The sequence below is a fragment of the Bacteroides sp. D1 genome, assembly GCF_000157095.2.
Taxonomy (GTDB): Bacteria; Bacteroidota; Bacteroidia; order Bacteroidales; family Bacteroidaceae; genus Bacteroides; species Bacteroides xylanisolvens.
Window position 1 is genome coordinate 1 of sequence record NZ_JH114346.1, and the last position, 11,621, is coordinate 11,621.

Here is an 11,621-nt window from a genome sequence, read left to right on the forward strand (position 1 = left end):
GAATTCTAAATCTTGATTCTTGTATAGTTGCTACAACAGATTCAAAGCCGATAATTACTTCTTTTGCTCAATCAATGCACACTATGGTTTTGGATGGTAAGTTTTTGAACAAAATTAAATCTATCACCAATGAAAATGAGCGTATCTCTGAAGAAGATTTATTAAATGAACTTTCAAAATATAAAAGTTACAAAACCTACAATAATAAGAGTTGGAAATATATCTATGAATTTTCAAAATCAAGACTTCTTACAGAATTAGACTACTCAGGGTTTAACTCCTCTATAATGGACTTAAATTACTTTATTACTAAATATATTGCTGACGAACAAAAAAGAGCAATTTCATTAAGAATGGTCTATGTAATACTAGCACATACTCTTATTATAATGGATTTTATTTTAAAAGACATCGCCTTTTTAGAACAAAAAGATAGAGAATCAAAACTTTCTATTGGATTAAAGTATGGAAATTTAGGAAAAGAAGGAATTGATAAAATAATATCTATGGCAATGCATATCTCGGGAGTGACTTCAGCCAATACTATCATGAAGTCATTAGATAGTATCCCTGTAGATATTCTTAAAGACTTTTTTTTCAAAAAAATGAGAATGCAAAAAAAGCATTTGGTTGGGCTAAAGAACTCAGCATATTAGCATTCTCTTCCACATTAATATATCCAAATGAAATCGAGTCTTCCTTAAAAGGCGTATTATCTGTCATTTTAGATTTTCTATCCATTGACAGAAAGACTTTTTTCGAAACTAAATAAATTTTATAAAAAACAATCTACTATTTCCTCCATTTTACATAGAAAGGAACATTAAAAAAATTATGTTCCAAAATATCGAATACAGAAACAACGACAACCCTAGCATATAAACATCTATATAAGCTAGGGTTTAAATTTCCTCTTCCACTGGAGTATCAGGTAAAAAGTCCCGAGGAGAACAACCAAAGACTTTAGCAAGTATATTCAAATGGTTTAGATTATATTTTGCCCTCCGTTTAGGATTCTCAATATCAGCAATAAAACTTGCAGACATATTCATGTAATCTGCCAATTCCATCTGCGACCATTTTCTTTCCATTCGCATAGCCTTCACTTTCTGTATTACAAACTCTTCTATTTTAGTCATATACCAATTATTTAAATTGGTAAAGGAAAGATTATTGCAGAAATATTTTGAGCGTACATGTACGTGTATCATCTTTGCAGTCTCAATTATACAAGAAGTGTTTAACTAAAAAAAAGAAAAATGAAAAAGAAAACCATTTTTTTATTGACCATTTTATTAATGCCAATTTTCGTAACAAGCTGTTCAAGCGATGATGATAATGAAAAAACAGAATTCACATCAACACTAACAGTAAATGGAAGTGCTGTCAAGATTACAAATCTCGAAGGTAAAGCAATAGCGAATAGTATGTTTGAATTTTGGGTAAATGATGCAATATCCGATTTTTATATTCAAGGTAACATTGACTATCGTGAAGAGCTAACAACGGGGAAAGATGTAACCAAGGGTTGCAAAATGTCAATTGCTTTAGTAAAACTTGAAGAATGGTATTCCTCTGAAAAAGAGTATGTTTCTGGTACTGTTACAATTGAAAAATGGGATTTGGAAAATTTCAGAGTTACACTTGTATTTAAGGATTATAAATGCAAATCGGGTTCAAAGAGTATTGTTTTAAACGGTAGTGTTACCTTTCCAACATCCATAAATATTTAATCAATAGAATAAACAACTTTAAATTGAGTAGTTACATACAAGTATAACTGTTAAATACGGCTTCATTATTCCTATGAATAAAATTGCACTTGCACTTATTTCATTAATATTACCATTCTCTTTAGTCTACACATCACCACGAAAAAAGGTAGGTATCGTTTTAAGTGGTGGTGGAGCTAAAGGGGTTGCGCATATTGGAGTAATAAAGACCCTTGAAGAATTAAATATACCTATTGATTATATTGCAGGAACAAGCATCGGAGCTATTATTGGCGGATTATATTCTATAGGTTATACATCCGAACAATTAGAAACAATAGTGAAACAAACAGACTGGATAGACTTACTTACCGATAAAGTTTCACGCAAAGAAATTCCTTTTCCGTTTAAATCCGATGACAGTAAATACCTTATGTCATTTCCTATTAACAATAGTGGAAAGAATGGAGGTATAATAAAAGGGAAGAACATATCACAGTTATTACATCAACTTACAGAAGGCTATCAAAATGTAACTAATTTCGATAGCCTTCCAATTCCTTTTGCATGTATTGCCACAGATATGGTAAGAAATCAAAAAGAGGTCATCCGCTTTGGCAAACTTTCAGAGGCAATGCGTGCAAGTATGGCTGTTCCCGTTGTTTTTTCACCAATATATTCAGGACAAAAAGTTTTAATTGACGGAGGATTTAAAGACAATCTACCAATTGATGTTGTCAAAGCTATGGGAGCAGATATTATTATTGGCATTGATGTACAATCTGAATTATCAGATGCGGATAACTTGCATTCCATTGCAGGAATAGCCAATCAGCTTATGTTAATGATTTGTCAATCATCGCTTGATGAAAGTACTAAGGATATAGATGCTTATATAAAAGTTGATGTAGAAAACTATAATGCTGCAAGTTTTACAAAAGCCGCAATAGACACTCTCATTATAAGAGGAGAAAATGCCGCAAAAGCCAATTACAACACATTATTATCAATCAAGAATAGGGTAGGCATAGTAAATAATAAAAAAAACAATAAAACCAAATTCCCCTTGTTTTATCCGCAATATGCTCCAAGCAATGATAATCAACTAAGAATTGGACTAAGATTCGATAGCGAGGATATTGCAGCAGTGATTCTTAATATCAATTTGAATAAACAGAAAATCGGGAAAGCCGAAATAGTGGCAAGAGGAGGAAAACAATCTTTTCTCAGAACCCAATATCATCTTCCTATATCAAAACCACAATGGATAACACTTTCAAATCAAATTGGTTACAATGATATATTTTTATACAGTCATGGACACAAAATATCTAATCCAACCTTTATACGGAATACTAGCAGTCTGATTTACTCTATTATACCTTCAAGAAATCTTCAAATGGAAGTTGGAGCTTCATTAGATTACCATCGGTATTATAGAACATTGGTAAGTGAAGATGCAACACTAATGAAACGAAAGAATTTATTTCTTAATTATCATACAAAATTGAAATATGAAACTTTAGACAAAAGATATTTTCCTACTAAAGGTTTGAAAACTAATATTTCTTATACAATATATACCAATTTGCATACTAACACTGCATACTCATCACTTGCTGCCCAAATCACCAAGATATTTCCAATCACACTAAATACATTTATTATACCGACAATATACGGAAGATTTATTTTCAATAATGGTATTCCGTTTATGTACAGCAATGTTATCGGTGGAGAAGGATATAATCCACATTACGAGCAACAAATACCTTTTTCAGGGCTGACTCATACAGAATCCACCCTGAAATTATTGGGAAATGCACAAATCCAAGTAAGACATAAATTTCACGAAAAGCAATACCTTACCTTATCAGGAAATTATGCCATTCATCAAAATCAGTTTTCCAATTTCCTTCAAGGCAAAAAAATATATGGGACAAGTATTGGATATGGCTACGATAGTCCATTGGGACCTATAGAGGGATTTATATGTTACTCCAATAGGACTAACAAACTGGGATTTTATCTTAATATCGGATTTGGATTTTAAAAAATACAGATTTAAAAACTGAGCATATCATACGTTTCTAACAACTCTTCTGTTCTTAATCCTAAATAACGCCTTGTCGTTTGAATATCGGCATGATTAAATAATTCCGATAGTTTGATAAGAGCAAATTCCGAGTTTTCCCCAGCGGTCTCTACAACCTTCCTACCAAATGTTTTTCTCATCGAGTGGGTGGAAAAATGTTCTATCTTCAATCCATATTTAATTTTTATTGATTTAAATAACACATTAATTCGTTGCGTACTATACACTGTTTTTTTTCGACTAACAAAACATTTTTCATCTTTATCTACTATATCCAAAGCCTTGAAACAGTCTGCAATATGCTTTTGGAAATTGGAATTGACTTTTATTTCCCGTCTCTTACCTGTCTTCTTTTCAATGATAACAAACTTTTCATCATCTAATAACATAGACCATGTAAGAGCGAGAATGTCTGATATACGTAACCCAAAGAAGCTACCACAGCCTATTAACAATGACAAACGATATTCCTTATCCCTATATAGTTTGTGAACTAGCGATAACATTGAATCCCATTCCATATAGTCAGAAGTAACATAACTATTTTTTAAGCTCATAATATTCTTTTTTAATTGAAATCTATTGTTTTTAAATCTAACACGAACCCATTTATTATTAAAGCATTGATAATCAACTTATATTCAAAAGTTATATTAGTGAATATTAAAAAACTCTTTTAATTAGTCACCACAATAGAAATTGTTACCTCTTCTATATCCCATTGCATAAGAAAGAGTTTCTGAATCAATTCCTTTATACCAATTCTCATTTGTCTTGGCTTCTTTTCTTTCGTTGTGCGCTTTCCAACTTGCGGCTATCATTGCATCAAGCCTTGCTGCTTTTTCTTCGAGAACTTTGACTGCATCCCGTTCCCAACTCCAAGCTGCTCTAAGACACTCCGACCAAGAACGTCTCCTGCGTTGAAAATCGTTATTGTAAAGTCTATGAGCATCTTTCATCACTTGTCTTTTATTATACCGTTTCATATCGTCTTCGTTTTAATCACAACGCAAAGATATGACATATATTTAATACATGCAATTTATTTACACTAGAAATAGTTAAAAATATGACATTTATTCATTCTATGTCACACAATTACTATTTTTGCAAAAAACTATTGCATTATGGAAGAAAAAGAGAAGAAAGAACGGACAGTAATTCATCTTTATATAAAAGAGAACGACACCCACCACTATTACGGAAGCATAGCCAATGTTTTTGAATATTTTTCGCCTAATATACTTGGGATTTCCTACGGTTCTTTACGAAATTACGGATTATCCAATGAAAAAACTTTTCAAAACTCAAAGTGCATCATTCGAAAAGGAACCCTTTTGTCAAAATCGGGGAATAGGGGCAAAAAATAAATAGCAAACAGTGTGCTACCTAACATTCGTATATATATCCAGTCACTTATATTTCATATAACACATTGTATTACAACAAATTGATAGTACATCGCAAAAATCAGATAATAATAAGACACTTTATACCATACTTGTACTTTTTGAGGGCTTTTCAGGCAAAATTTCTTATTAAAAGGTGGTAATAGATATTAGAAAGTCGTATATTTGCATAAACAAAATATACTTATATTATATAGTTGAAAGTAGGCATACTTGGAAGTAATGGTTTGTTAAGGTTACATTGCCTCCTTTGTTCAACTATCAAACCTTAACATCCTAAATAAGTGACACGTACAAGTCACACAATAATATCAACCTTAACATGTACAAAAATGAAAAATTCTCTTTTAAACTGATGATTTCCGTCAATGGTTACACAGAAAAACCTACCAGTAAAGACTACAACAAAATATCCTTTGAAGAAAAGGAAATTACTATTTCTGGATTGGAGCAATTTATAAAACAAGGATATATATTCTCTTGCACATATATCGACAAGGAAATAAAATCCCTCTTTGGTTATAAGAAGAAAGAAAGGGCTTTACATACTAACATAATAGTATTTGATATTGATAATACATTATTATCATTCGATGAATTATTAGTAACATTGAAATATCAGCCAAGCATTGCGTATACCACATTTTCACATATTACTAAAGGAAACAGATATAGACTTCTATACATTTTCAATACACCACTAAATCAAAATCAATATCAGATACTATATGATAATATTATAACAAATATAGAATTAGATAATCATAATAGAGCAATCTACCAATTTTATTTAGGGAGCTACGCAAATTGTAAACTTATAAACAATCTTATCATTTATAATTATGATGATATTTCCATTTCTAACAGTATAAAAGAAAAGCCAACACCATACAATATACAGTTACAAATGGAAAAGAGGGATAAAGTTGTAGTTGAAATAAAGGACCATGAATATATTAGCAATTTTTGGAACCTTTCCCATAAAGACTTAATAGAAAAATACAGAGAAAAATATCCATTCTTTGAAAATAATTTGGAAGAAGCCAATGAAGATATTCCATATATTACAATACCTGAAAACTATTGCTGTATCAAAAGATATTGGTTCAAGGAAAAAACAAAACTTAATAATGGTAATTGTGTTTACTCCAACAGAGTATGTAAAATTAAAGACGGGAACGGGCGTAGAAAAAAACTCTTTTTAAATGCTATAGTACGCAAATATATGTACCCACAAATTGAATTTGAACATTTGCTGCACTGTTTAGCCAACGAACTATACTATTACATCAATAACAGCAAGGACCCAATAAGCAAACAAGAATTATATGATATCGCAGAAAATGCATATAATGAAAACATTGACAAATACTCAACAATGATTAAACAACAGCAGACAGAAAAAAGAAAATGGATAATAAACCCTCAATATTGCATCAAATACAATCTTTCAGCTAAGACTGTACGAAATATGGTAAAAGGGAAAATCAATAATGAATTAATTGGCTTATATTATGATTGTTCCAAATCCCTAAAAGAAAATCTATCAACCTTTAAAGCACTGAATTTAAAAGTAGGAAAAAGTAAATTATATGAATGGTGTAAAGAAAACAACATTCCAACCAATATAAAAAATAATCAATCAACTAAAAATACTGTTGGCTTATATCTGTATAACCCTATTTCGGCAATAGCAGGATAGGATTCCACTATAGAAATCCACCCGTTACAAACTATAGGGGGGACTACAAAAATCCTTCCCCTGAGTGAGGGGTTACGGTGGTAGGAATATTATTATTTATGACTCGGATAATAAACGTTCCAAGACCTTGTCATTGTGTGCTTTCCAATCAACTCTGTTCTCTTGTAAAGATTTTCTAAATTTTTCATTAAAAGGTACGCTTAAATCTTTATCACTATCTTCATAAGCATAAAAAGGGAAACATCCCATCCATCCTGTTTCTTGTATCATTTGATTAAATGTATCATAATCATACTCACCTGATTTAAACTCCACATATATTTTACTTCCACCATGATAAGTAATAATACGTGTACTTTTATCATACGAAAAACAATGTTCCGTATTATTAAGTAACCACCCCTGAAATTCAACACCATAATGACAATGCAATTCATCATAAAACATCTCCTCCTTTTTATAACGAGCGCATTTAATTGTTCCCCACATCTCCTCACCTCCTTTATAAGATACTACGACCAACAACCAAAGTTCATGTAAACGAAATATAGTAATTTTATCAATATATTCATCAACCATAGTCTTTACCAAATCCCTATTTTTCCTAATCTCATCCATTTTATTAATCAACAAAGGATTGGCATTCAAACGCTTCAAATTATCAATAGTAATTCTCTTTGTTGTGATTTCTCGTGACAATTTATCCATAGTTTTGTTCAACACGTTTTTAGTTTCATCATATTTATGTTTTGCATCTGAAATCAAATTCTTTGCAACCTCATCGTCTTCAATCGCAATAAGACGTTTAAGTGTCTTTTTATAAAGATTCTCCGCTTCAACCAATTCTGTATTCTTTGATGATTTTATTTGAACCAACTCTTCGATTTCTTTCCCTAAATTTTCTATCTTTAAAATATTGGTCTGCTGAATATTAATCTCAGCAAACATTTGAATTGACAACTGTAAAACAAGTCCATCCAATTTCCATTGTCGAAGTTCTGCCCCATTCGTGCATGTTCGTGGTTTATCTTTACGATTCACTCTACCATAACATTTGTAAGTACGTCCACCACTGATATAATTTTTAGATGTTTCATTTGATTTCCCTACAGAAAAATTAGCACCGCATTCGCCACATACCATTAAATGTTTCAATAAATTCTCATGCCTGACTGCATTATTCTTATTATAATGCGCTTTGGAAAGTTTATCTTCGGCTTGCTGAAACAACTCGTCTGATACAATTCGCAGACTTTCCACATGTTCCGAATATTCATAAACAATCTCTCTATCTTGCCTTTCGGATAACGGAAGTGGATTGGTAGGGTCTGGTTTATAAAATGTTATTCTACGATTTCCTTTATATAACTCATTGTGCATAAGTCTGTTTATTGTAGAAATACGCCATTTTAAATTATCTGTATCAAATTTATACTCTTTCACCTCCAATCCTTTTGCTTCTCTATTCTTCTTGTACTCATTCAATTTCCTTACGTATGGAGCAGGTACTTTCTCTGCATTCAATATCTCTGATATTTGAATTGAAGAATATCCACCAACATACATTTCAAAAATACGGGTAACAATCTTACTTTCGATAGGATTTATAACAATCTGTTTATTTTTATTGTGCATATAACCATACGCACGTTCATCCCCGCCTCCATGACCTGCTTGCACTTTTGTTATCTTGCCACTTAATGAACGTTCAATAAACAATTCTATCTCATAGCTTGACATAACAGCAAGCACATGCAATAAAATAATACTACCTACATCTTTATTACTATCTCTTACCCACAATTTTTGTTTATCAAAATACAAGTTAATACCTTTATCTATAAACAATTTGATTTGTTCTAATAACTCCGTAGCATTTCTTGCAAGACGAGAAAATTCAGAGAATAAAATTATATCAATATCCCCATATTCAACTCTTTCAAGCATCTTCACATATTCAGGACGGAACTCTCCCTTTTTAAAACCACTAATAACATCTATGAAAATATCCTCTTCTTCAACGTTCCAATGATTTTCTACTGCAAACTTCAACAATTCCTCTTTTTGTCTATCAGTTGTCTGTTGTTGCGTACTAACACGACAATAGATTAGTACCTTCTTATCCATATTATTCATTATCTTTGCGCTGTTAATTACATCAATATCAATTAATATGGAAACAAATATAGAAATAAATAAACCAAGTCCCAAGTTTCAGGATGTGTCAATCGCACCTATGCATACAGCAGAGCATTTACTCAATGCAACCATGGTAAAAACCTTTGGCTGCCCGCGTTCTCGCAATGCCCACATCGAAAGAAAAAAGAGCAAATGTGATTATATACTTTCGTCATGTCCGACAGCAGAACAAATCCAGTCCATTGAAGAGACAGTAAATGAAGCAATCAGTCAAAACCTACCTGTGACTATTGAGTATATGACACATGAACAGGCCAAAGACATCGTAGATTTAAGCAAGCTACCTGCTGACGCAAGTCCTACCCTTCGCATTGTCCGCATTGGAGATTATGACGCCTGTGCCTGTATCGGATTGCATGTATCAAATACTTCTGAAATGGGAACTTTCAAAATCATTAGCTATGACTATGACGAAGAAAGGCAAACATTAAGAATGAGATTTAAACTAATCGAGAAGAAATAGATACATTATCAAATTAATATCTATCTTATATAAAATAAATAAAAATAGAATACATTTTGTCATTATTATTGCAAATTTGGCATTATTATAATGACAAATAGACAATTTTAGTCTCAAAAATCACTTGGCATGAGGTTTGCACTTATAGAAACGAACAACGGTTCGAAAGCAGACGATGGAAACCGGGACAACCGGTACCATCAGAAGTGAAAATACCGAAGTTCAAGAATAATTAACTGAATGTTTAACTTAAAGATAGGAGACTAAAATTATGATGCCTGTTAGAAGAACTCAAAGTTGGTTACCAAGTATCTTTAATGATTTCTTTGATAACGATTGGATGGTAAAAGCAAATGCTACTGCACCTGCAATTAATGTTTTGGAAACAGAAAAAGAATACAAAGTGGAATTGGCTGCTCCGGGTATGACGAAGGATGATTTCAATGTTCGCATTGATGAAGACAATAACCTCGTTATCAGCATGGAGAAGAAGACTGAAAACAAGGAGGAAAAGAAAGACGGTCGCTATCTGCGTCGCGAATTCTCATACTCTAAGTTTCAGCAAACAATGATTCTACCGGATAATGTAGACAAAGAAAAAATTGCTGCATCTGTAGAACATGGCGTTCTAAATATCGAACTTCCGAAACTCTCTGAAGAAGAAGTAAAGAAGCCAAATAGACAAATCGAAATAAAGTAATACAGTAACCACTTACTATTCACCGGAGACGGTGATGAAAAGGATCAAAAACAGCTCTCTCCCTTAAAGGGAAACGAGCTGTTTTTTTATTGTCTTTGCAGGCAATGCCGCCTTATTAACATAACATACCCACAGGGTTTTCGGACTGCCCCCTTATTATCTTCAGTTGTTCTTCCGATAGCTAATTACCGCCCAACTATTAAACACGACTGCAAAAAGCAACAATATTCCGAACTGCGGCAGCAAATCAAAGAAACCACTCCCCTTCAGATATATCATTCGCATCACCTCCATAAAATACTTCAAAGGATTGAATATCGTTATTATTTGTGCCCATTCCGGCATGCTGCTAATGGGGGTAAACAAACCGCTCATCAAAATCACCACCAACAAACAGAACCACATAACAAACATTGATTGCTGCATCGTTGCTGAATAGTTGGAAATGACTAGTCCGAAGCCGGACATCACCAGAACAAAAAGAACCGCGAAAAAGTAAATCAACAGAAAATGCCCGACAGGTACTATGCCATAAATTAACCAGGCTAATATGAAACACACCGTCAGCACCAGAAAACCAATCAGCCAATAAGGCAGGAGCTTTGCCAAAATAAAAACAAACTTCGGAACCGGAGTCACATTGATTTGTTCTATTGTCCCCACTTCCTTCTCGCTAACCACATTCAACGCAGGCAAGAAACCACAAATCAAAGTCAACAACATGACCATCAATGCCGGAATCATATAGAGCTTATAGTTCAGATTCGGATTAAACAATCCCTGCGTATCAACCTGTATGGAAGGGAAAGTGCCGGAAACGGTAGCTGCTTCGGGATGTTCCGAACGTAGTTCGGCTGCATAATCATTAATGATAGAAGACAAATAAGAACTACCCAGACCGCCTTTCGTTCCATTCACGGCATTGGCTGCTATCAATACATGAGCATCCTCTCCATTCATCCAATCCCGTTCCAAATGCCTTGGAATTTCCATCACAATATCAGCCGTTCCAATTTCAATGTTTCGAAGACCTTCTTCATACGAGGTCGGTACTTCTACCAAACGAAAGTAAGTGGCGGCAGCAATCTTATTCACTAAACGTTGTGAAATAGCCGAATGGTCATTATCCACAATATTCAGCTGTATATTCTTGATTTCCAGATTTACCGCCCAAGGCATCAATAGCATAATCATGCATGGAAATACAAGAATCAATTTTGGAAGAAACGAATTGCGAAGCAATTGTTTAAACTCTTTTTCTATCAGGAACTTTATCATAAATAATTCTTCAATTTGCTGATATGTTTATATGTCAATGCCATGTAGTATAACACAGCCAAT

The 11,621-nt window shown here is 33.0% G+C and carries 11 protein-coding genes and 1 pseudogene; 7 read left to right on the forward strand and 5 right to left on the reverse strand.

The window, feature by feature from the left end:
- Positions 1-656: pseudogene (locus BSAG_RS0223360) on the forward strand (hypothetical protein); the annotation flags it as partial.
- Between the two features lie 246 nt (positions 657-902).
- On the opposite strand, the gene BSAG_RS06535 reads toward BSAG_RS0223360, so the two are convergent.
- Entirely contained in the window at positions 903-1,139 is a 237-nt protein-coding gene (locus BSAG_RS06535; protein ID WP_004312699.1) for a helix-turn-helix domain-containing protein, read from the reverse strand.
- A gap of 120 nt (positions 1,140-1,259) precedes the next feature.
- On the opposite strand from BSAG_RS06535, the gene BSAG_RS06530 reads away from it, so the two are divergent.
- Positions 1,260-1,733: a hypothetical protein gene (locus tag BSAG_RS06530; protein WP_008763152.1), complete on the forward strand. Its 474-nt coding sequence runs from the start codon at positions 1,260-1,262 to the stop codon at positions 1,731-1,733.
- Positions 1,734-1,806: 73 nt separating this feature from the next.
- Complete coding sequence (locus BSAG_RS06525; RefSeq protein WP_004312698.1) at positions 1,807-3,765, forward strand: patatin-like phospholipase family protein; 1,959 nt, start codon at positions 1,807-1,809, stop codon at positions 3,763-3,765.
- An 11-nt stretch (positions 3,766-3,776) separates the two neighbouring features.
- Here BSAG_RS06525 and BSAG_RS06520 read toward each other — a convergent pair whose 3' ends face one another.
- Together BSAG_RS06520 and BSAG_RS06515 are read right to left on the reverse strand one after the other, a co-directional pair.
- On the reverse strand, positions 3,777-4,364 hold the full coding sequence (locus BSAG_RS06520; RefSeq protein ID WP_004312697.1) for a tyrosine-type recombinase/integrase: 588 nt from the start codon (positions 4,362-4,364) through the stop codon (positions 3,777-3,779).
- A 123-nt stretch (positions 4,365-4,487) separates the two neighbouring features.
- Positions 4,488-4,793 (reverse strand): hypothetical protein, encoded by a 306-nt coding sequence (locus BSAG_RS06515; RefSeq protein ID WP_008763150.1) that lies wholly within the window; start codon positions 4,791-4,793, stop codon positions 4,488-4,490.
- 141 nt (positions 4,794-4,934) lie between these two features.
- Between BSAG_RS06515 and BSAG_RS06510 the strand changes: the two genes are divergently transcribed.
- Complete coding sequence (locus BSAG_RS06510; protein ID WP_004312695.1) at positions 4,935-5,177, forward strand: hypothetical protein; 243 nt, start codon at positions 4,935-4,937, stop codon at positions 5,175-5,177.
- A 361-nt stretch (positions 5,178-5,538) separates the two neighbouring features.
- On the forward strand, positions 5,539-6,918 hold the full coding sequence (locus BSAG_RS06505; RefSeq protein WP_004312694.1) for a hypothetical protein: 1,380 nt from the start codon (positions 5,539-5,541) through the stop codon (positions 6,916-6,918).
- Positions 6,919-7,014: 96 nt separating this feature from the next.
- Here the strand turns inward: BSAG_RS06505 and BSAG_RS06500 are convergent, their stop codons facing one another.
- Positions 7,015-9,045 (reverse strand): recombinase family protein, encoded by a 2,031-nt coding sequence (locus tag BSAG_RS06500; RefSeq protein WP_232286459.1) that lies wholly within the window; start codon positions 9,043-9,045, stop codon positions 7,015-7,017.
- A gap of 46 nt (positions 9,046-9,091) precedes the next feature.
- Here BSAG_RS06500 and BSAG_RS06495 point away from each other — a divergent pair, with 46 nt between their 5' ends.
- Both BSAG_RS06495 and BSAG_RS06490 read left to right on the forward strand, forming a co-directional pair.
- A complete protein-coding gene (locus tag BSAG_RS06495) occupies positions 9,092-9,580 on the forward strand; it encodes a hypothetical protein (protein WP_008770625.1) in 489 nt (162 codons plus the stop codon).
- 271 nt (positions 9,581-9,851) lie between these two features.
- A complete protein-coding gene (locus BSAG_RS06490; protein ID WP_004300008.1) occupies positions 9,852-10,280 on the forward strand; it encodes an Hsp20/alpha crystallin family protein in 429 nt (142 codons plus the stop codon).
- Between the two features lie 162 nt (positions 10,281-10,442).
- Here the strand turns inward: BSAG_RS06490 and BSAG_RS06485 are convergent, their stop codons facing one another.
- Positions 10,443-11,558 carry an ABC transporter permease gene (locus tag BSAG_RS06485; protein ID WP_004312691.1) on the reverse strand — a complete coding sequence of 372 codons (1,116 nt, stop codon included), beginning with the start codon at positions 11,556-11,558 and terminating at the stop codon, positions 10,443-10,445.
- Between the last annotated feature and the right edge of the window lie 63 nt (positions 11,559-11,621).

What these genes read in the sequence shown, in the direction of transcription:
- BSAG_RS06535 (WP_004312699.1), bottom strand. Translation starts at nt 1,139, where the DNA reads ATGACTAAAATAGAAGAGTTTGTAATACAGAAAGTGAAGGCTATGCGA.
- BSAG_RS06530 (WP_008763152.1), top strand. Translation starts at nt 1,260, where the DNA reads ATGAAAAAGAAAACCATTTTTTTATTGACCATTTTATTAATGCCAATT.
- BSAG_RS06525 (WP_004312698.1), top strand. Translation starts at nt 1,807, where the DNA reads ATGAATAAAATTGCACTTGCACTTATTTCATTAATATTACCATTCTCT.
- BSAG_RS06520 (WP_004312697.1), bottom strand. Translation starts at nt 4,364, where the DNA reads ATGAGCTTAAAAAATAGTTATGTTACTTCTGACTATATGGAATGGGAT.
- BSAG_RS06515 (WP_008763150.1), bottom strand. Translation starts at nt 4,793, where the DNA reads ATGAAACGGTATAATAAAAGACAAGTGATGAAAGATGCTCATAGACTT.
- BSAG_RS06510 (WP_004312695.1), top strand. Translation starts at nt 4,935, where the DNA reads ATGGAAGAAAAAGAGAAGAAAGAACGGACAGTAATTCATCTTTATATA.
- BSAG_RS06505 (WP_004312694.1), top strand. Translation starts at nt 5,539, where the DNA reads ATGTACAAAAATGAAAAATTCTCTTTTAAACTGATGATTTCCGTCAAT.
- BSAG_RS06500 (WP_232286459.1), bottom strand. Translation starts at nt 9,045, where the DNA reads ATGGATAAGAAGGTACTAATCTATTGTCGTGTTAGTACGCAACAACAG.
- BSAG_RS06495 (WP_008770625.1), top strand. Translation starts at nt 9,092, where the DNA reads ATGGAAACAAATATAGAAATAAATAAACCAAGTCCCAAGTTTCAGGAT.
- BSAG_RS06490 (WP_004300008.1), top strand. Translation starts at nt 9,852, where the DNA reads ATGATGCCTGTTAGAAGAACTCAAAGTTGGTTACCAAGTATCTTTAAT.
- BSAG_RS06485 (WP_004312691.1), bottom strand. Translation starts at nt 11,558, where the DNA reads ATGATAAAGTTCCTGATAGAAAAAGAGTTTAAACAATTGCTTCGCAAT.